Source organism: Paenibacillus algorifonticola (assembly GCF_050481745.1).
Classification (GTDB): Bacteria; Bacillota; Bacilli; order Paenibacillales; family Paenibacillaceae; genus Pristimantibacillus; species Pristimantibacillus algorifonticola_A.
In genome coordinates this window covers 122,127-143,914 of the sequence record NZ_JBCNGR010000045.1, presented here as the reverse complement: position 1 = coordinate 143,914, position 21,788 = coordinate 122,127, and the positions used below count along the sequence as shown (strand labels likewise).

11 protein-coding genes are annotated in these 21,788 nt (G+C 51.0%); 3 read left to right on the top strand and 8 right to left on the bottom strand.

Features of this window, described 5'->3' with window-relative positions:
* From ABEW34_RS29420 to ABEW34_RS29405, 4 genes are all read right to left on the bottom strand, one after another.
* Positions 1–7,253, bottom strand: a 7,253-nt coding sequence (locus ABEW34_RS29420; RefSeq protein ID WP_430164592.1) for a DUF6531 domain-containing protein, incomplete at its 3' end; no start/stop codon positions are given.
* Entirely contained in the window at positions 7,253–8,980 is a 1,728-nt protein-coding gene (locus ABEW34_RS29415) for a carbohydrate binding domain-containing protein (protein ID WP_430164589.1), read from the bottom strand. The genes ABEW34_RS29420 and ABEW34_RS29415, both read right to left, overlap by 1 nt.
* 336 nt (positions 8,981–9,316) lie before the next feature.
* Positions 9,317–10,828, bottom strand: a complete 1,512-nt coding sequence (locus ABEW34_RS29410) for a sugar ABC transporter ATP-binding protein (protein WP_430164586.1) — start codon at positions 10,826–10,828, stop codon at positions 9,317–9,319.
* 22 nt (positions 10,829–10,850) lie between these two features.
* A complete protein-coding gene (locus ABEW34_RS29405) occupies positions 10,851–11,621 on the bottom strand; it encodes a DeoR/GlpR family DNA-binding transcription regulator (protein WP_430164583.1) in 771 nt (256 codons plus the stop codon).
* Positions 11,622–11,797: 176 nt separating this feature from the next.
* Here ABEW34_RS29405 and ABEW34_RS29400 point away from each other — a divergent pair, with 176 nt between their 5' ends.
* Entirely contained in the window at positions 11,798–13,516 is a 1,719-nt protein-coding gene (locus ABEW34_RS29400; protein ID WP_430164628.1) for a methyl-accepting chemotaxis protein, read from the top strand.
* A 186-nt stretch (positions 13,517–13,702) separates the two neighbouring features.
* Positions 13,703–14,902: a ParB/RepB/Spo0J family partition protein gene (locus tag ABEW34_RS29395; protein ID WP_430164580.1), complete on the top strand. Its 1,200-nt coding sequence runs from the start codon at positions 13,703–13,705 to the stop codon at positions 14,900–14,902.
* 88 nt (positions 14,903–14,990) lie between these two features.
* Here ABEW34_RS29395 and ABEW34_RS29390 read toward each other — a convergent pair whose 3' ends face one another.
* The 3 genes from ABEW34_RS29390 to ABEW34_RS29380 all read right to left on the bottom strand — a co-directional run bounded on the left by ABEW34_RS29390 (position 14,991) and on the right by ABEW34_RS29380 (position 19,155).
* Positions 14,991–16,610 carry an ABC-F family ATP-binding cassette domain-containing protein gene (locus ABEW34_RS29390; RefSeq protein WP_430164577.1) on the bottom strand — a complete coding sequence of 540 codons (1,620 nt, stop codon included), beginning with the start codon at positions 16,608–16,610 and terminating at the stop codon, positions 14,991–14,993.
* A 225-nt stretch (positions 16,611–16,835) separates the two neighbouring features.
* Positions 16,836–17,906, bottom strand: a complete 1,071-nt coding sequence (locus ABEW34_RS29385) for a Gfo/Idh/MocA family protein (protein WP_430164574.1) — start codon at positions 17,904–17,906, stop codon at positions 16,836–16,838.
* 136 nt (positions 17,907–18,042) lie between these two features.
* Positions 18,043–19,155: an MBL fold metallo-hydrolase gene (locus ABEW34_RS29380; RefSeq protein ID WP_430164571.1), complete on the bottom strand. Its 1,113-nt coding sequence runs from the start codon at positions 19,153–19,155 to the stop codon at positions 18,043–18,045.
* A 172-nt stretch (positions 19,156–19,327) separates the two neighbouring features.
* Between ABEW34_RS29380 and ABEW34_RS29375 the strand changes: the two genes are divergently transcribed.
* Entirely contained in the window at positions 19,328–20,470 is a 1,143-nt protein-coding gene (locus ABEW34_RS29375; RefSeq protein ID WP_430164568.1) for a virulence factor, read from the top strand.
* A gap of 166 nt (positions 20,471–20,636) precedes the next feature.
* Here the strand turns inward: ABEW34_RS29375 and ABEW34_RS29370 are convergent, their stop codons facing one another.
* Entirely contained in the window at positions 20,637–21,779 is a 1,143-nt protein-coding gene (locus ABEW34_RS29370) for a transglutaminase domain-containing protein (RefSeq protein ID WP_430164565.1), read from the bottom strand.
* Positions 21,780–21,788 lie beyond the last annotated feature (9 nt).

Sequence of the window (21,788 nt, the reverse complement as noted above, 5' to 3'; positions counted from 1 at the left end):
GGACCGCCATTTTCGCTGATGACATTGCCAATCGCATCATAGCCATACGTATACGCAAGAATTATGCTGCTGTCCAAGCCAATGTCATTAATCGTGAGCAATTGACCCTTCGCATCATACGTTCTGGTTTCCGTTGTGCCATTAGGTCGAAGCGTGGATGCAAGACGGCCATTGGCATCATAGCTGTAAGCTGTTACACGGCCGTTCCAATCGGTTACGCTCGTCATGCGGCCTGCACGGTCATACGTGTAGGAAACGGTTTTGTTGTCTGGATAGGTCAGCATGATCATATTGCCTGCTGCGTCATAGCTGTATTTAATGACATTGCCGAATTCATCGGTATATTGCACGACGCGGTCGAGCTCATCAAATACACGCGTTAAGGCTTTGCCTTGTCCATCCGTTACTGCGGTTATATTGCCGTTCGCATCATACGTATAGCTGACTTCACCCGCCTGATCAACGAATTTGTTTAGTCTTGACGCTGCGTCATAGTTATAGGACGTCGTCAGTCCGCGACCATTCGTCTCCACATCCGGCAAGCCTAAAGCATTATACGTGTAAGTCGATGTTTCACCGGCTGCATTCGTTTCGCCAATCAATCTGCCTGCCAAATCATACGTATACGTCGCCGCATTCTGATTTGGATCGGAGTAACCGATAACTTGGCTTAATGAATCGTAGCTGCGGCTGGCTTCGCCTTTAAGCGCATCGCTTACGGTCGTCAAACGATTCAGATCGTCGTACGCGAATGTCGTCGAACGATTCATCGGATCAATCGTTTCCACGAGACGATTCAGTTCATCGTACACATACGTTTGCGAATGATTCAGTGCATCCTTAATCGTGACCGGATTGCCCTTCGCATCATAAGAAACCTCATAAACTTTAGTGTTGTCCGCATTATACGCTTCTACAAGGCGATACAACGAATCATACACATAACGAACGCTTTCTCCTTCTGCATTCGTCTGAGTCAGCACATTTCCGACTGCATCATAAACGATTTTTACACTGTCGCCAAGCGGATTGATAGCTTCAATCAAACGGCCCTCCGCATCATAAATGAGCTGCGAAGCTTGATTAAGTGCATTCACAACCTGTGTCAGATTGCCGTTGTTATCATAGGTGTAATGGGTCGTGTTGCCACGCGCATCAACCTCTGACGCAAGGAAGCCTTGCTTGTCATAAGCATACGAGTACGCATGTCCCAGCGCATTCGTATCGCTCAGCAGTTGATCATCTGCATTGTACACGAGCTGGCTTGTATTTCCTGCCGCATCGGTTACGCTTGCCATTCTTCCGGCAGCGTCATAACCATACGTCGTAACCTCGCCCGCCGCATTGTTCATGCTGACCAGTCGGCCTCCATTATACGTATAGGAGGTTTGTGCGCCTTTTGGATCAGTAGCCGATAATAACATGCCAGCTGCATCATACGCATAGGTAGTCACTTGTCCATCTGTATCCGTTAAGGATATCAAACGGTTGTTATTGTCGTACGTATACGTAATCGTATTGCCGTCAGGGCCTGTTGCGCTGAGCAGATTATCCTCATTGTCATAGGTCATATTGACCTGCGCACCCGTATAATCGGTTGAACGAATCAGATTTCGCCTGTCATCATAGGCATAGCTGATCGTCTGATTTAGCGGATTAGTCGCGGTTAGGCGATTTCCCTGCGCATCATACGTAAAGGTCATTTTATTACCTAAGCTGTCTTCCGTTTGAAGCAGCTGGTACTGCGCATCATGCGTGAGCTTCTGCACATCGCCATTACGATTGGTAATCGTCGTAACTAACTTCTTGTCCTTCTCTTCATAGCTGAACGTAGTTGGAGCATGACCAGCAACAGCATCCTGCTGCTTGATGACGCGTCCTTCATGATCATACGTGTTCTCGAACAGCTGGACGCCCTCGCTCGATGCGCTGACAATCCGATTGCTGCTGTCGTAGCTGTACGTCGTCGCATTTCCTGCTGCATCGGTTATTTCGTTCAAGCGACCGGCTGCATCATAAGAGAACTGGACGGAACGCGCTGCCGGATCAGCAACCTCGACCACTCGGCCTGCCGCATCATAGCTGATTGTCAATGCCGCTCCTGTCAATGGATCGCTGATGGTCGTTAAGGCACCATCCGCTGCATAACCAAATGCCAGCTTCAGCCCGCTTTTCTCCTCGATTTCAGTCAAGCGCCCTGCGGCTGTGAAACGATACAATGTACCATCATTGCGTTCAAGCACATAGGTACCGTCCGCCTTTTTCATCAAATGATCCAACCTTGTTGCTTTATCAGTTGACGAATAGGTACCGTCCGCTGCTTTATTAAATACATTAGAGCGGAATGCATTCCAGTAAACCGTTGCGTTGTTCGCGCCAGCCTCCAGCTTCATCTCGAAGTTATGGCTCCAGCCGACTCCCAGATCGCCGGTACCCGTCAATAACGAATGATATTGGGCCTGAAAAGGAATCGGAACCGCGCCATGTGCCGTAAGCAAGGTGCGATTAATAATTTGCGCTCCCGTTGCCGTATCGATCGGATCCGCATGGAACGTCTGTGGATCATAGTCCGACGGGTCCAGCGTCTTCACTTTATCCGCTGCGCCGATGCCGGATATTGGTGTGCCATCTGCTCCAGGAAAGCTAAGGTCAATGGCACCAAATGGTGCAAATACGAGATATTCCGCGCCGCTTGTATTCGTAAGCAGCAGCGTTGCTCCAGCGTTTACATTTAGCGGACTTTGTCCCGGCTGCTCACTGCCCGAACCGCTGCGATACGTAAAGGAGCCGCCAGCTTTTAGCGTTTGAGTCGATGTGGTCAGATTTTTAGCCTGAACCGTTTGATCGGCTTTCAGCGTTTCCTGCTCTAGTGCCGGATCCGTACGATCTACATAGCTGAAAGACTCATAAGGTCCCCAAATAGTTAACGATTGACTTAGAGGACTCGTTACAACCATCTTTTCAGCTTGAACAAGCTCGTGCGTTGCTGCTTTATCACGAGCAGCGTAACCAAGCACTGTTCCCGTGCTATTATATGACGCCCAGTCCATTGTGCCGCTGCTCGTAAAGGACCAAGCCTTCGGGCTGATATTCGTCAGCTCGACCGTATTTTTGAAGGAAACCGAAACCATTCGCAGGGCTGGCTCCTCCTGCTCCGTTACAAGGAAAGCAAGCGCGCCGCCCGTTACAACGGTTCCCGTACCATTCCGGCTCGTAATGACTAGCTTATGGCCTGCCGGTACGCTTATAGCCGTACTCGTTGCCTCTCTCAAATAGCGTACAGGAGCTCCTGCGCTATCATACAGAGCGTAATCGTATTTGCCGCTAAGGTTGATCGTAGACGCGCCGCTCGATTGATTTTTCACCGCCAGCGTTTCGCCTATTGCCAAAGCTTTTACAAACTCATTAGCATTGCCGCCGTCGGTTACGTTGATCGCATCCGTTGGCGCCATAACCGTTATAGGAGCAACATCCGCGTTGGTAATCAGCATCCGCTCTGTTGAATCAATCACACGCGGGTTCACCAAGCTTCCGTTGCCGAAACGCTGCATATTTCCCCATAAATCATAAATCTGATAATCATATTTTCCAATGATCCGCAGATTGAAAGAATCCGGTGAAATATTGCGCAGCGAATAGGAAGCTCCTGGGTCAAGCGACTTAATCGTTACCGCCCGAATCATTCTTGAGGTAATATCGAAAGCATCATAAGCACCGCTAACGGTGACCGTGTGCGCAGCAGATGGGGTCAGTACAAACTTCGCATCAACCGAAATAATCTGCTCTTTCTGCGTTGCTCCAGCCCCGTAGCCATTAACGGAGCCATCTGCCGCATATTCGGCATGATCATATGTGCCATCTAAATACAGGCTCATTCTTTTATTCGTTTTTTGCTTAATTTCCAGCGTCCCATCTCCGGAGAGCGTACGGACAAAAGAAACCGGATTCGCCCGATTGCTAAGCTGGAACAAATCATAGGCCCCATAAGCAACCATATTGCTAGTGCCGCTGTTCATAATGGCTGCTTTTTCGCCAACACCGACGGCCTGTCCAATAGAAGCGTTCCGCTCGTGATAGTAGCTTTTAATATCGCCTGCTGCATCATACAGCGCCAAATCATAGACGCCTGTCATTTTCACATTGGCATCCTTCGTACCGGTGTAAGCAGCCTCAAAGCTGCTGCCCGGCTGAAGCGTACGCTCGAATAACGCAGGGTTCGTACGATTCGTCAATTGAAAAGCATCATAAGCGCCTTCAACCGTAATGGCTTGGGAATTCGCATTCGTTAGCGCAATGCGGTTTCCTGACGAAATAATCTCAAGCGCCGCCGTCTGATCCCGTCCAAGCTCCCTGACATCCTGATCCGCAGCAAACTCAACGAAATCATAAAGGCCGCTTGGATAGACCTCATAAGGAGTCAGTTCCTTGTTGGTCGCTTCAAAGCTTTCGCCTGGAGCGAGCGTACGCTGAAACGTTACGGGATTCGTACGGGCATTGTTGTCAAAAACATCATAAGCACCGTAAACGACGATGGACTGAACATCCGTGTTCATAACCGCAATTCGCTGCCCCGTATTCACCAATCTATTTTTAATGATGTTTTGCTGCCTTGCATAGGTTTTTAACCCATTCTGATCAAAAAGCGAATAATCATATTTGCCCGTCATATAGACAGAGGCATCATCCGTTCCTTTAAACACAGCCTCCATGCTTTGACGAGGTGCAAGGGCTCGTTCAAAAAGCGCAGGATTCGCCCGGCTGCTCAATGAGAATACATCATATGGACCTTCAATAGCCATGGAAGACGCCTGCGCATTCGTAACCGCCAAACGATTGAGCCCAGATACATTTTTAACCGACGTATCATGCTCCCGCTCGACATCGGTTACATCATTGGCAGCATCATATTGCGCCAGATCATAAAGTCCTGTCGAATAAACCGGGAACAGCTTGCCAGTCTGATTTCGCAGCTCCATGCTCTCATTTGCCGTTAATACCCTGCTGAACGTAACCGGATTCGCCCGGCTCGTAATCGCAAACAGCTCGTATGGCCCATAAACCTCCATCGCCGTTGTTCCGGTATTCATAACAGCCACATGCTTGCCGGCATTCACATCGCGGTAAGCAATCGTGCGCCCGCGTGCGTAGCTGTCTGGATTGCCGGCGGCATCATAATCCATCACATCGTGCTTGCCGGTTAGATCCACCCGATCATTATAAGTGGATGTATTCTTAGCCTGAGCGCTTTGCCCGGCCGCAAGCTCCTTCACAGCCAAGGCTGGATTCGTGCTCGATTGCACTAGCGTCACATCATAAGGCGTAAGAATTTGCAGTACGGAGCTCCCGCTGCCCGTCAGCGTTATCCGTTCCGAATTATAAAGAATTTGTCCAAGAGAGGTTTCCTTGCGCTTCGACGAGCGCGGCTCTCCTGTCGTTTTATAGCTGGCCTGATCGTAAGTCCCTGACATATTTAAGTGAAAAAGCGTCGGGCTTGTATTCGTCAGGCGCAAGCTCTGCCCATTGGCCAAAAAGCCCTTGTAAAGTGCAGGTGCCGATCGGTCTGTTAAGCGAAAAGCATCATAAGGGCCCGATGCAACAATCGGCGCCGTGCCGCTATTGGAAATGATGATTCGCTCCGTATCATCCACAATATGGCTGTCAGCCGTCTGCGGGTTGCCGAACTCGCTCACTTCATTTCCCGTGTCATAGGTGACATAATGATGCTGATTATTCAAGCTGATCGTAAATGATTTAAGCGAGATATTATCCGCCTGAACGGTTTCCCCTGCCACCAGCGTCTTATTAAAGCTGACCGGGTTAGCGCGGGATACGAATCTAAACGCATCATAAGGTGCAATTATTTCCGCTGCCCCGCTGCCCACATTCGTAAAAGCGGAACGTTCTCCCGCACTGATGCTGAAGCTGCCTAAAGAACGTTTTGCATAGTAATTATTAATGTTTCCTGCGCTATCATACATCGCGTAGTCGTACAGACCATTCATTGTAAATGTGCCATTGCCCGCTAAGCGATTCGTTGCCTCATAGCTTTGCCCTACTGCTATTGAGCCAATAAATAGGGCTGGGTCTGTGCGGCCCGTGAAGCTAAACCCGTCCGGAGGCCCAACGACTTCGGCTGTACCGCCGTCTGTCTTGGTAATAACGATGCTCCCGCCAGCAGGAATGCTCTTTGTCCCTGCCGTTGTCGTTATTTTTCGTCCATAATCGGCGACACTGCCATTAGCGCTATATTGTGCAAAATCATATGCCCCTTTTAGATTGAGGGTATAGCTTTCGGTTGATGTATTTTTAACTAACACACTTTGACCGCTGGTTAGCGTCTGCGTATAGAGCGCAGGGTAAGCGCGTGCTTTCGTTGGTATCGCATCATAAGGACCCTCGATGACGAGCGGTACGTCCGAATAATTGCTCACAATGATTTTTCGCCCAGCAGTCAACATATCTGATGTGTAGCCTGTATGACCATAGGAGTCGAGAACGCCTGCGGCATCGTAAATCGCATAGTCATAATTTTTATGGGTGAAATACAGCGTGAACGTATAAGGCGTCACATTTAACGCTTCTAAATGCTGACCCTGCTGCAGCGTCTTCACAAACACCGCTGGATTAGTACGGCTAGCGAAGGAGAACACCTCATAAGGCGCCAGCACCTCATAGCTAGTCGTTCCTGTATTCGTAATAGCGATGCCTTCCCTTGCTGGAATCGTCATTGTGCCCCCAGCATGAGTTCGGTCGTAGGTGTTGGGAACATCATTGGCATTGTAATCGGCATGGCTGTTTTTGCCGCCTACGTCAATGCTTTCCGATGAAGTAATCAGGTTGGTCGCCTTCATGCTCTGCCCTGGAAACAGCAAATACTTTTTCAAGGCAGGTGTGGAGGTGTAGCCTGCACCAAGCTCTCTAGTTACCGTCTTCAGCACAACTCCGCTTGCTGACGTATTCGTAACAACAAGCCGCTGCCCGCCTACGATGCTAAGCGACTTTTTGCCTGTACCTTGGCCAAAGTTGACTACGGACCCATTGGCCGCATAACGGGCATAATCATAAGACGTTCCTTCAGCGGTTACCGCTGTAGTGGATGCAGTGAAGCTGGAGGTCACAACTGCCGATGAATAACCGGGAACGGTATAGTTAAGCGGAGCTGCATAGGTGACATTCGGCTTCACGAGGAAACCGATCGTAAAAGCTAAAGCAAGACAGGCTAAGGTCAGCCATTGTATCGTTTTGCGTATCATTAAGGCTGCCTCCGCTCGATTGTGAAGTCATCGACATAAAAGCCAACGGTTGCATTGGAGCTCTCAACATACAGAGAAAGCTCCGATGCATCTCCGCTATAGCTGTAGGGGCCTTCGAGAATCGCCCATTCTCCAGCTTTTACGACGTTTACACTGACGTTATCGTAGTAATCGGCACCTTCGGCTGTCTTTCGATGAATCGTCATCAGCAGATTGGCTGGCGCAGCATCGCCGAGCAAACGAAAAGCCGCTCTCACCGTATAGGACTGATCCGCTTGCAAGGAGCCCGTCAAATTCAATAGCGGTCCCTGCCACTCTGCCGTGCGATTGGTTACTTTAAGACTGCGTTGTCCACTGCTGGCTGCCTCAGTCGAATTACTGAGTACGACTCCTTCTCCAAGCGCATTCCAGCCTTGCAAGCTGCCATCTTCAAAATCATGGCTGACGACAGGAGGAGCCGCTTCATGCTTCTTCAACTGAAACTCATCCAAATAGAAGCTGGCCGTGGCGTTTGCACTTTCCATATAAACGGTTAGATTGGTTACCTCCCCGGTAAAGGTATAAACCCCTTCGAAGAAAGCCCAGCCATCTGCCGTCACATGGCTTGCACTAATATTTTCATAATAATCCATACCATCCGCCGCTTTGCGATTCATCGTTAATAAAATATCAGAGGCTGGCGTTCCTTCCGCAAGCTTAATTTTACCGCTAATGTCGTAAGTGACCCCTTTCTTCATGGCTGAGGTCAAATTTAGAATGGGGCCTTGCCAGGACGCCGTTCTTCCTGAAATTTTGAGGCTGTGGCTTCCCGCACTTGCTGCCTCCTGGGAATTGGCTACTACGACACCATCGCCCTGTGCGCTCCAGCCTTGCGTCGTCCCATCTTCAAAATCATGCAATAGCGTTTCAGGTGCAGGAGTAGGCGTAGGTGAAGGCGCAACATAAGCAGCAATGCTTGCATCATCCAAATAAAAGACGGCCGTATCGCTTGCGCTTTCCAAATAGAGAGACAGATTAGACGCCTCCTGGCTGATCATATAGACGCCGTCTAATTCAGCCCAGCCATCAGCAGTAACCGTTTGGGTATTCAAATGGTCATAAAAGCTGGTACCATCAGCCAATGTCCGCTTAATCGTCATCATGATTGGTGTCGATTCCTCACCTTGAGGAAGACGTACAGCTGCCTTAATGCGGTAGCTCTTTCCTTTCTCTATCGATGGGGTTACATCAAGAATCGGACCCTGCCATGATGCTGTACGGTTGATGACTTTCAGACTGTGTTTCCCACTGCTGGCTATATCCTGAGAATTAATGAGCTGTACACCATCGCCTTGCGGGGCCCAGCCTTGGGATGTGCCATCCTCAAAGGTGTGGAGAAGGACTGTTCCACTAACGGGAGGATTTACCGGGGGAGCTACGGCAGCTGACGTATACTTGGAAGAAAGCATATTGCCATTTTTGTCATAAGCATATTCCACACGGTCGCCATTGTCATAATCCACAGCTACCAAGCGATTAAGTTCATCATAGGTGTAAGTAGCCGCAAAAGCCGATGCACTAAGCAAACCAAACATAACCAAAGCAAGCATACTAATCTTGCCCCACAAGGTGAAACGGCTGCCGCTGTCCCCTGGCGGTGCAGCGCGTTTCATTCCAAGAAATATAGAGAAAGGATGAAAATCATCTACTTTCCTATATTTAGAAAAATACGCCAAACCTTTTAACAAGCGACTTCGCCTCCTGCCTTCTCTTGCTTTTCCCTGCATGTCATCCATCCTTTTTGTCATTTATTAGGCTCCATCTTCACTATACAGACATTTCCAATCCTTTTCATTGAGGGATTTTGTCGAATACAGCTTTATAATGTCGAAACATGTGAACATATTTTGTTTTTGCGACATTTTTCCCCTTTTTATTTTCCTTTTCTAGGTTTTAAAACAAAAAAATAGAACGACTTGTTAACCATCTATAAAGACAGTTAAACAAGTCGTTCTATTGTTCTATACTAACCAGCAATGAAAAAATCAGACCAAGGTGAAGGTTTCCACAAAAAAAATCATTAACTAGCCCCCGCGCGCTGCCTCGCCTCCTGAAGCATAATGCAAGATCTGCTCAAGCGTCGCTTCCTCTGTTAACATCGTATGGCGGATCGAGCCGCCGTGCATGACGGCAATTCGGTCGGACATGCCGAGCATTTCCGGGATATCGGAGGACAGCATAATGATTGATTTGCCGGACAGCACCAGCTCGTTCATAATGTTGTAAATGTCGATTTTGGAGACGACGTCAATGCCCGCTGTCGGCTCCTCAATAATGAAAATACGGGCATTGCTGAACAGCCATTTGGCTAAAATGACCTTCTTCTGTTTGCCGCCGCTAAGATGCATTGGCTGCTCCGTCTCTTCGCCTGTAATTTCCAGGCGATCCATCAAATCTCTCGCATAAGCAGCCTCCTGTCCGCTGCGCATAAATCCGGCTCGCGACACGCGAGGGAGATTCGTCAGCGTAATATTTTCCGCAATCGGCGCATTTAAGATCAGCCCTTCCTCCGCATGCAGCCCCGTCACATAGCAAATGCCATTGGCCTTCGCCTTATGAGGCGTCATCGCCCTAAAGGTACGACCATTCAAATGAATCGCACCTTCATACGGCCCCTCTATGCCAAAAAGCACCTTGGCGAGCGTCCGTCTTCCCGCGCCCCCAAGTCCGGCAATCGCAAAAATCTCGCCCCTGCGCAAGCTCAAATTGACATTATTCAGCCTTCCCGCCACGCTCAGTCCTTCCGTTCGCAGCAGCTCACCGCCGAGCTGCACCTTCAGCTTCGGGTAGCGGTTATGCAGCTCCTTGCCCGCCATCGCCTCCATGATTTCCGGCATGCTGGCCGCATCGTTCATGCGCCAGGTCCGAATGACCACACCATCACGCAGCAGCGTAGCCTGATCGGCAATATGCTGAAGATCCTCCATGCGGTGGGAGATGTAAAGGATGGCCACGCCCAGCTTCTTCACATGACGAATAGCCTTGAACAGCCGCTCGCACTCTTGGTTGTTCAGCGCAGCTGTCGGTTCATCCATAATAATGATTCGAGCCTGCTGCGACTGCGCCCTGATCAGCTCAACGAAACGTTGGTCGCCGATGGACAGTGTATTCACGCGCGCCCGGGAATCAACCTCCATACCAAATTGCTGCAAATAGCTAGCGGTCTGCTCATGCAGCCGGTCCCAGTCGATCAGCTTCGGCCATAACAGCGGCTTCAAGGGCTCCCGGCGCATAAAAATATTTTCCGCAATGCTCAAATCCTGAAACAGCCGCAGCTCCTGATGAATCGCCGCAATGCCGAGCTCCTGCGCCTCATTCGGGCTGGCGATGCTGACAAGCTCCCCGCCAAGCGCAATCTCTCCGGAGTCTGGCAGAAACAGTCCGGCTAATATTTTCATCAGCGTCGATTTGCCCGCCCCATTTTCCCCAATTATCGCGTGAACCTGGCCGCTTTCAATCGTCAAATGGATGCCATCCAGCACCGCTGTATCATTAAAGCGCTTTCTAATATTTCGCAGCGTCAATAATTCGCTCAACTTCGTTCTCTCCCCCGCAGGACTACTCCAGCTCAAACGTCGTATACAGCTTGATTGCATGTTCAAAATAATATTTTTTATATTCGGCTGGCAGCTGTTTGTTTGTGATTACTTTGCCCGCCATCGTCAGCTCGCCAAGCTTCGCAAAGCCCGGTACATCGAATTTCGTATAATCCGCTGCTATAATGACTTCGCTCGCCATGCGCTGCACGCTCTGAATCATCATCGCTTCCTCATAGCTCTCAACCGTGTAGCCCGCCTGAAAATGAGCCCCCTTCACGCCAATAAACGCCTTCGTCACATAAATGCCGCTTAGCGTCTGCAGCGCAAAACCGCCTATGAGCGTAGAGGTGCCCGCAATTAAATCGCCGCCTGTCAGCATAACCTTCACACCTAATGTATCTTTAAGCGCTAAAGCGACTAGCAGATCATTCGTGACGACGGTCACTTTCTTCTCCTTCAAGTGCTTGGCAATTTCCAAACAGGTGGTGCCCGTCCCGATAAAAATAGCTTCGCCGTTCTCAATATGCCGCGAGGCAATTTGTCCAATAAGCCGCTTCTCGCCCTGCAGCTTGTCATCTGCTGCCATTGGCGGCATGCCCGGCTGCTCTTCCTCATTCAGCACGGCACCGCCGTATATTTTCACCAAAAAACCCTGCTGCTCCAGCTTGTCGAGATCCCGCCGAATCGTCACCTCGGTCACCGAGAAACGCTCACTCAGTTCCATAACGTCAACGCGCTTGTCTTTTAATAAAATTTGTTTGATTTTTTTGATTCTTTCTATCGCAAACATAAGGTATGCTCCACTTTCTATGAATGATTCTTATGGTGCGATTATAGCATATTTCTGTTTGTTTGTGATTGGCCCTCTGCCCTCCCTAATAACGCTTACTATTTTTGCCGATACATATTGGTAGTGAGACTTACGGACTATTGCTGCAAAAGATGCCAGGGAGGCTGCTTTCATTGATGAATAGCTTGTTTATGCGAATTTTTATTTTTTTCTCTATTATTTTGCTTATTATTGGCTCGGTGCTTGGAATTACCTTGTATCGTGCCTCCGCCCATTTGGTGGAAAATTCGATGGGGATGCAAGCGCAATCCGTTGCTGAGCGGGCAGCCAGCCTTATTGATACGCAGCAATATGTTATGCTCAGCGAAGGCATGGAGCAGAGCGATTATTACAATGAGCTTCGTACGCAGCTTAACGATATGCGTGAAGCGAACGGTTTAAAATACTTGTATACGCTCGGCATGAGAGAAGAAGGCGGACAGCCGGTTTATTTTTATGTCGTAGATGGCGCCCCCCAGGACGTAGCAGAGGATGATTTCTCCCCCTTCGGTTCGGTTGAAGAGAATCCCTACGCTGGTATGATTACAACCTTTCAAGAGATGGAGCCCAGCATTGGCGAGCTGACTCAGGATGAATACGGTTCAACTTTATCCGCTTATGTGCCGATTATGTCTGCCGATGGCAAGCTGCTTGGCCTCGTCGGCGCCGATCTCGATGCCACGAAGGTTTACGAGCTGATGGAGCAAAACCGCAATACGATGATTTGGATGGCGCTTGTCATTTTCATACTTAGTCTGCTGCTCGTTTATTTGCTCGCCCGTTATTTGACAGGGCCGCTCGTCCAGCTCAAAAAGCTGATTGCCCGTGTCGGCAGCGGTGACTTGACGGTCGCTATTGATTTAGACCGCAAGGATGAGGTCGGGCAGCTGGCAGCCGCCTTCAAGGCATTGGTAGAGGATACACACACGGTCATTAGCGGCATACGCAGCAGCTCAGACCGGCTGCTAACCGCCGCCGAAGCCGTTACTTCCCATTCCCTTGCGACGAAGGAAGCAGGCGTTACGATTACGGACAGCATTCAGCAAACGTCGGAGGGCGCTGCCGCACAGGTTGTACGCGCCGGGGAAGTTACGCATGCGATGGAGGCGATAACCTCAAGCATGCAGCATATTGCCCATTCCGCTGCCATCGTCTCATCCGTGTCGGAAGCAACGACCAGCAGCGCTAAAAGCGGTGAGGAAGCGATTTCCGCAGTCATTCAGCGGATGGACACCATTCATGCCGCCACTTCCAAAATGACCGAAACGTCTGCACAGCTGGAGCAGCATTCCGGCAAAATTGTCGAAATTATTTCGATTATGAAAGGGATTGCCGCACAGACCAATTTGCTTGCCCTTAATGCTGGAATAGAGGCTGCCCGTGCGGGCGAGGAAGGGCGCGGCTTCGCCGTCGTCGCCTCAGAGGTGAGAAAGCTAGCTACCCAATCACAGGAATCCTCCGAGCATGTGGCGACGCTCATCGCAGAAATTGTCCGTCATACTTATGATTTGTCCGGGCAGATGGAGGCGAGCAGCACGGAAGTACTCGCAGGTCTAAGCGTTGTCCAGGAGGCAGGAGCATCGTTCGCCTCCATCCATTCCGGCATTGGCACCATTAATGAGCGCCTGCATGAGGTATCTGCCGCCTCCGAGCAGCTGTCCGCCGGATCGCAGGAGGTCGCCGCCTCCATCGAGGATATGGAGAGCATTTCCCGCCAGTCGGCCTCGCGCTTTGAACAGGTCGCTGACGCTTCAGGGCTGCAGCTTGCCTCGATGAATGAAATCAGCCTCTCAGCGGAAGCGCTGCGCCAGCTCTCTAAAGAGCTGAATGCACTCATTGGCCGTTTCAAAACTTAGCAAGCGTAAACGAACGCTGCCCTCCTTTGCAGGCGGCACCCGATTCGCGGAGAAATAGCAGCAAAAAATCCAGTTATTCCAAGGGCCTTCATTTCCCCGAAGGCCCTCCTTGTTATATAATGAAGGTTGGCCCCTAAGCCCTGCCATGCTGGCATGGAAGCCTGGTTTATAGATAGGAGAGTAGATATGGACATTATACAAATGGATATTAATCTGATTGATGAAGATACGGACCAGCCCCGTTACCAATTCGACGAGCAGTCGCTGCAGGAGCTCATAACGAGCATCGAGGAGCTTGGCCTGCTGTCGCCGATCAAAGTCAGAAAAACGGATAACGGACGCTACAAAATTATATATGGCAATCGCAGATACAAAGCTTGCATCGCGCTCGGGAAGCAGGCCATTCCTTGCATCGTCTCGACGATGACCAATGAAATGGATATATATTTGGAGCAAATTGCCGAAAACTTGACCCGAGAGGGCTTCTCGCCGATTGAAGAGGCGGAGGCGTTTCACAAGCTGCTGAACAACGAGAAGTTCAGCAGCTCGGTGAAATTTCTTGCGAGCAAGCTCAGCAAGCCGGAATCGTATATAAAAAATAAATGCGAGCTGCTCAAATTCAGCAGCGCGGTCAAGAAGCGGATCGTCAGCGGCACAGCGATCCGCAAGGATGTGCTGACGGAAGATCAGCTGCTTCCGATTAAAGACCTGCCGATGGAGCTGCGCGACCCGCTCGCGCTTATTTTCGCGCGTGACGAGATGCCTGTCAGCGATATCAAGAAAATCGCCAAGCTATTTAAGGACGCCGACATTTCCGCTAGCACAAAGGAGAAGCTGCTGTTCAAGGACGGCCCCGCGCTCCTCGAAACGTGGTCCATTCGGCAGAACAACAAAGCTGAACGGGCTAAGCCCGCCCAGCCAGCAGAACCGAAAAAGAAAGCTGTCGCTTTGCAAATGGAGCAGCAAACTGTGCAGCAGCCTATCGAGCAGCAGCTTGTACAAGGGCAAGAACAGCAGCAGGTCGGCGTAAAGGACAACCTGCCTAATCAAAGCGCCTCGCTTGCTGCTAATTCGGCTTCTGTTGATAGCACTGTTGTTTCGGCCGCCCAACCATCAGCTGCTAATGTGTCAGAAGCAGCTCCGCCTGCTGCGGCCGTATCGACACCCGCCGCCACTGCTGCCAAAGCGGATACCGATGGCATGCCTCCTGTGCTTGCCCAGCTTCAGCAATTGATGATGACGCTGGAAGCTGCGGGCGCACCGCCGCTGGCGAAAGCACTTGAAAGCATGGAAGCGGAAACCAGAGACACTTTTCTACAAGATGTCGACAAGCTAATTGTCCATTTGCAGCATCAGCTGTTGGAATGGAATCAGCTTAAAGAATAGTCTAATTGCATCAAACGCAAAAAAGGCTGCCCTATCGTCCATACAGACGAGGGCAGCCTTTCTCTATTCCAAGCTGAATCCAGCTCTATTATTCGGCGTACATTTTTTCCCGAAGCGCTTTAACCTCATCGCTTTCAAGGTACTCATCATACGTCATCATGCGATCGATCAGTCCGTTAGGCGTAATTTCCATAATACGGTTCGCAATCGTTTGAACGAACTGATGGTCATGCGAAGTGAACAGAACGGTGCAATCCGTATCGATCAAACCGTTATTGAGCGCTGTAATGGATTCGAGATCCAAGTGATTCGTTGGCTCATCCATCAGGAATACGTTGGAGCCGCTGAGCATGATTTTGGAAAGCATGCAGCGGACTTTCTCTCCACCGGACAATACGCTTGCTTTCTTAATCGCATCGTCGCCAGAGAACAGCATCCGTCCGAGGAAGCCGCGAATGAACGTCTCATCCGGATCTTTGGAATACTGGCGCAGCCACTCGACCAAGTTCAGATCAACACCGTCGAAATAAGACGAGTTGTCTTTCGGGAAGTAGCCCTGCGTTGTTGTAACGCCCCACTGATACGTACCCGCGTCTGCTTCAACCTCGCCCATCAGCACTTGGAACAACAGCGTCTTCGGCTGTTCGTTCGGGCCAACAAAAGCGATTTTGTCGCCTTTATTAACAGCAATCGTCAGGTTATCCAGCACTTTCACGCCATCCACCGACTTCGTCAAGCCTTCTACGAGCAGCAGCGATTTGCCTGCTTCGCGCTCGCCCTTGAAGTTGATAAACGGATATTTCCGGTTCGAAGGACGAATGTCATCGAGGGAAATTTTATCAAGCAGCTTTTTACGGGAAGTCGCCTGCTTGGATTTCGATTTATTCGCGCTGAAACGCTGAATGAACGCCTGCAGCTCTTTAATTTTGTCTTCCTTCTTCTTGTTCTCGCCGCGCATCAAGGAAAGCGCCAGCTGGCTGGACTCGTACCAGAAGTCGTAGTTGCCGACATACATCTGGATTTTACCGAAATCGATATCGGCGATATGCGTACATACCGTATTCAGGAAGTGACGGTCATGGCTGACCACGACGACGGTTCCTTCATATTTTGCAAGGAAATCTTCCAACCAGCGGATCGACTCAATGTCCAAATGGTTGGTAGGCTCATCGAGCAGCAAAATGTTCGGTTCGCCGAACAGCGCTTGCGCGAGCAATACACGTACCTTCTCGTTACCGCTCAGCTCAGACATCGTCTTGTCATGCAGATCAGGCGTGATGCCAAGGCCGTTCAGCATTTCTGCCGCTTGCGACTCGGCTTCCCAGCCGTTCATGTCGGCGAATTCAGCTTCCAGCTCGCCTGCGCGCATGCCGTCTTCATCGGTAAAGTCAGCTTTGGCATACAGCGCGTCTTTCTCTTTCATTACATCATAAAGCTTCTTGTGGCCCATCATAACCGTTTCAATAACGGCAAACTCGTCATATTCAAAATGGTTCTGTCTCAGTACAGCAAGACGCTCGCCCGGTGTAATATGAACCTCACCGCTCGATTGCTCTACTTCTCCGGACAAAATTTTCAAAAACGTCGATTTACCTGCGCCGTTCGCGCCAATAAGGCCGTAGCAGTTGCCCGGCGTAAACTTAATGCTAACATCTTCAAAAAGCGCCCGCTTCCCAAATCGAAGCGTTATGCCAGTAGTACTAATCATGGTTCGCAATCCCGTCCTTCACATTCATTCTCATTATCTTGCATTATTATAGCACAGTATGCCCGCAAACGAACCTCGAATTGTCAATTCGCTGTATTTTCCCGCGCGAACAGGCCCCGGTGAAGCTGCCTTTGCAAACGGCGGCCTTCCGGGACCTTGCTCCATATGTGCCCTGCGCCAGCAAGGCCACGTAACGCCTTCTTCGCTGCTATCCCTGCTCCAAACTTAGTCCCAGTGCAGCTTCACTTCATTGCCTGTACGGGAAGATTCGTAGATCGCATCCAATATCCGGCTGTTCGTATAACCGCTCAGCGCCGAAGCAATCGGCTGCTTGCCTTCGTTAATGCAGTCGATGAAATGCCTGCTCAGCAGCACGCGGTCCTCTTCTCCATCAAATGGCGCGATTTCTGATTCCACTACTTTATCATCCTCATGCGTGACGAAGCAGCCGTTCGTGCCAACAAGCGCCGCTCCGCCTTCTGTACCCATCAGATGGATAAATGGCTCCTCGCTTAGCGAAGCCGAATGTGCAGCCCAGCTTACGTCCAGCGACAAGGTAGCGCCATTATCAAACTTGATCAGCGCAGTCGCCAAATCCTCAACATCGTAATAGCCGTCCCAATTCGGCGTACCCCAAGTGCCGATGCCGCGGCGCTTCGGGCCAAACTCGGCATACGTCGAGCCATATACCGATACCGGACGCGGGTTACCCATTAAATACAGCGACAGATCGAGCATATGCACGCCAATGTCGATAAGCGGACCGCCGCCTGCCTGATCCTTGCGGGTGAACCATGAGCCCCAGCCTGGAATGCCTTTTTTGCGGAACCATCCGGTTTTCACATTGTAGATCGAGCCTAGATCGCCATTTTCCACACGCGCTTTAATCGCGCGGTTAATGCCGAGCCAGCGCATTTGATGCGCCATCATCAGCACCTTGCCCGCAGCCTGCGAAGCTTCATAGATGGTGCGGGCCGCTTCGGCATCAATTGCCATCGGCTTCTCCAGCAGCACATGCTTGCCCTGCTTCAATGCCTCAATTGCAAGTGGCGCATGAAATTGGTTTGGAACGCCGATGATGACCGCGTCCAGCTCCGGATCCTCGAGCAGCGCCTGCGGGCTTTCATGAATGGTCGTTATGCCAAATTCCGCTGCGCGCTGCTCGGCAAGCGGCAAATATACATCCGTTACCGCCGTTACAATCGCGGCTTCCGCTCCTACCTTTTGAAACGTTTCCATATGCACTTTGCCGATAGCTCCGGCCCCAATAATACCTATACGAATCGGTTGACTCATTACATGCTCCTCCTAATAACGATGCGCTGTCATTTATTATTGCCGTACATTCTGCTTGCCTACTTACTAAGTATACGCATGAAGCAGCCGGGAAGTCATTTCACAGATTTGGCTTTCTCTTGTCCGCGTTTGGCATTTATAGTCCTGCAAGCCGCCAGGATTCCCCGTGAGGCAGCACAACAATACGCTCTTCCTCAATGCATCGGCTATCCCGGCAAGCTTCAAGGCGATCCAGCGCTTCGCGCGGCGTATCATCAGCCAGCTTGAAGGCACCGTAATGCATCGGCACAAAAAACTTCGCCTCCACATCCTCGAATGCCTGCAGCGATTCCTCCGGCGTCACATGCTGCGGCCCCATGAACCATTCCGGCTCATAGGCGCCTATCGGCATGAGGGCAACATCGATATGGAACTTGCGTCCGATATCCTTGAAGCCCGGAAAATATCCGCTGTCACCTGCAAAATAGACGGTAGGCGCAATTCCCGCTACAGGACGGGCAGCATGTCCAGGTCCATGGGAATGGCCCGGGCGATCAACTGCTATTGCTTCTGGCGCTTCCACTGCCAGTTGCTCTCGCTCCGCCACACTGCTACTTCCGCCCATGCCGTGCAGATGCACTTGCGCGTGCGAGTGGTCGCTGCTTCCGCTTGGCAGCGTTGCATATGGCTCCATCACCCAGCCGCCCCAATGCGAGCTATTCGTATCCCACGGATTGCGCCTCGTCCAGTGCTGAGATGGCACAAAGGTGAATTTTACGCCATGAATATGGACCGATTCCCACCAATGCAGCTCCCTGATGCGGCGAAAGCCCTTGAGCTTAAGCTTGCCTGCAAGTCCCGCAGGGACGAGAATTTGCTTCACGCCTCCCAGCTTGCGGAGCGAGTTAATGTTCAAATGGTCATAATGCGAATGGGAAATGAGCACGACGTCAACCGGGGGCACATCGCTGATGGGAATGCCCGGGGGCGCTAGCCTTTTTTCAAAAGCCATATTCCCTGACCAGACCGGGTCCGTCACAATGTTGAGCCCCGCCATCTGGATTAGAAAAGTCGAATGTCCGACCCATGTGACGGAAGGATGCTTGCGATTGTGGTGCAAATATTGCAGATCCGGCTCTACATTCGGCACGGTATATGAATAATCTTTGCTTTTAATCTTATTAGATCTTTCCGAGCGCCATCTTTGAAACTGTTTAAAGGAGTTATGCTGCTGAACCTGCTGCTGATTCTCAAATCTTCTGGGTTTCATCCTGGCTTCCTCCTACGCATTTCGAAAATAGAGTATAGCTTTAAGATACCAACTACGAGCGATCGAAGCAACTTTCCAGCCACTTCTTATGCACCTTGTATTCGCATCCTCCTGCAAATTCATGTAAACTAAACCCATAACCTTTGAATTGTATGAACGGAGGATGATAAATGTGAAGCTTTTATCCATTGAACCGACGCCCAGCCCGAACTCCATGAAACTGAATATGGATGAATCGCTGCCGCGCGGCGTAAGACAGACTTTTTCGAAAAAAGAAGCAGAAAGCGCACCGGAGCCACTGAAAAGTCTCCTTGCTATAGATGGGGTGCGCAGTATTTTCCGCACCGCTGATTTTATTGCCCTGGACCGCGTATCGAGTGCGGATTGGGCGCTCATTCTCGCAGAAGCAAGAACGCTGCTGCATGGCGACGATAGTGGAGCTGGGCAAGCAGCCTTGACCGAGAACAGCTTCGGCGAGGCGCATGTGCTCGTACAGATGTATCGGGGCATTCCGATGCAGGTACGCGTGAAAAATGGCGAGCGCGAAGCCCGCTCCGCGCTGCCCGAGCCGTTCACGAACGCCGTCAGCGAAGCGGCTGGCTCTTCGATGATCCGCGAACGCAAGTTGGAGGAGTTCGGCGTCCGCTATGGCGAGCTCGAAGAAATCGCCGCCGATGTCGTCCGCGAGCTGGAAGCCGCCTATACGGCGGAGCGGCTAGCAGAGCTGATCGCCGCCGCCAAGGCGCAAGGCGCAGCGGACGGCGATGCCGCAGCTGCTCCGACAAGGCCGGCTCCGCTAACGGCGGACGAAATTGCCGAGCGGCTGGAATCGCCGGACTGGCGCATTCGTTATGCCGCGCTTGACCGCTTGACGCCAGAGCCCGAACTGCTGCCCCTTCTCGCTAAGGCTCTTACCGACGACACGGTGTCGATCAGAAGGCTAGCCGTTGTCTATTTAGGCGACCTTCGCACAGATGAGGCGATGCCTTATTTATTCCAGGCGCTCCGCGACAAATCGGTATCGGTGCGCAGAACGGCTGGAGACACGCTCTCCGATTGGGGTGATCCTGCCGCTACTGCACCGATGATTGAATCGCTTAGCGACACCAACAAGCTTGTGCGCTGGCGGGCCGCCCGTTTCCTATATGAAGTTGGCGACGAATCGGCTATTCCCGCCTTGCGCATTGCAGCACAGGACAGCGAGTTCGAGATTCAGCTGCAAGCGCAAATCGCCTTGGAGCGCATCGAGCGCGGCGAGGAAGCGGCTGGCTCCGTCTGGCAGCAAATGACGGCTGCCCGCCAGCAGGGCAAATAAAGCTCGAGCCGCATGCGCTTGGCACACTTACTTTAAGATTACCTTTTCTTTTGCCGCTATAAACAAAAGACCTCCTGGCTCGCCTTCTGTAAGTTGAAGGGAGACAAGAGGTTTTTTGCTATTCAGCTCGTTTATTGCCACGTTGTTTGCGCGGCATGTACATGGGTCAATACGACAGCTGCAATTTCACCAGCTGCGAGCCATCATGCAAATAGGGCTCGTAACGTGCAGAGTAGCCAATCGGCACTTGCAGCGAAGCTACGGCGCTTTTGAGATCAGCGGAAAACGTATCGCCTTTCAAATAGCGAAACTCCAGGCTGGTCGCTCTACGCTTTACGCCAGCGCGGATTTTTTCGGTCAGCGCCGCGCGATCGGCGACAATGTTTTCCGGCTTCAGCCATTGGAAGCCAAGCTGCTGCCCAAGCTTTTTGTAAGAAGCTGCGGCGGAGCCGCCTTTCTTCTCAAGCTTGTCCAGCTCTGCGGAATACGAAGTAGTTGCCGCTGGATAGCTTTTTTTCCATTGATGGTCATGACGCATTTCCTTGTCTGTTTTCAAATAGTAGCTGTATTGGATCGTATCGGCCGGCGCTGCGGGATCGGTCGCTACCGGATCATCCCATGTCACATCGAGATGGTACCAATGCCCATCCAGCTTCACCATATTCCACGCATGATCGCCCGTATCGACCGTACCCTCGGCAATTTTCGTCGTAATGCCCGCTTCACTCAGCATTTTGTAGGCAAGCAGCGCATAGCCCTGGCATACCGCGCTTCCAGTCGTAATCGCTTCATAAGCCGTATAATGGCTCAGCGACTGGTCATATCTCAGCTTGCCCGCAATCCAGTCATGAATAGCCTTTACCTTCAAATGGTCATTCATGCCTGAGGTTATAAGCTTCTTAAGCTGCTGCGCGACTACGCGGTCAACCTCAGCCGTCTGCTCCTTCGATTCCCGGTAGCTCGCCTCCATCTTGATCGTTGAACGAGTACCGAGACTGCGCGTCGTATACACATACGACTCCAAAATATACGCCGTATAATCATCCTTGGCCATCGCGCGGTCAATAATAGATTTAAGCTCCGCCGACAGCTTGCTGCTATCCCCGTTATATTGAAGCGTAAAATGCTCTTCTCTATTTTTAAAATGTGCGGCTAATTCCTGCTCCAATTGACTGATCGTTCCGCTGCCTTGGCCCTGCTGCTCCGATGCTGCAAATACAGGCAGCCACTCCGGCTTCATTGTAAAATAAAGCGTGCCTAACACCGCCGCCGCGATGACCGCCGGTTTCCAAATGGAAAAACGCATCATGCTCACCCA

Bases quoted from the DNA above. Each gene is read 5' to 3' on its own strand.
- ABEW34_RS29405 (WP_430164583.1), bottom strand. From the start codon at position 11,621: ATGTTTGCGATAGAAAGAATCAAAAAAATCAAACAAATTTTATTAAAA.
- ABEW34_RS29400 (WP_430164628.1), top strand. From the start codon at position 11,798: ATGAATAGCTTGTTTATGCGAATTTTTATTTTTTTCTCTATTATTTTG.
- ABEW34_RS29395 (WP_430164580.1), top strand. From the start codon at position 13,703: ATGGACATTATACAAATGGATATTAATCTGATTGATGAAGATACGGAC.
- ABEW34_RS29390 (WP_430164577.1), bottom strand. From the start codon at position 16,610: ATGATTAGTACTACTGGCATAACGCTTCGATTTGGGAAGCGGGCGCTT.
- ABEW34_RS29385 (WP_430164574.1), bottom strand. From the start codon at position 17,906: ATGAGTCAACCGATTCGTATAGGTATTATTGGGGCCGGAGCTATCGGC.
- ABEW34_RS29380 (WP_430164571.1), bottom strand. From the start codon at position 19,155: ATGAAACCCAGAAGATTTGAGAATCAGCAGCAGGTTCAGCAGCATAAC.
- ABEW34_RS29370 (WP_430164565.1), bottom strand. From the start codon at position 21,779: ATGATGCGTTTTTCCATTTGGAAACCGGCGGTCATCGCGGCGGCGGTG.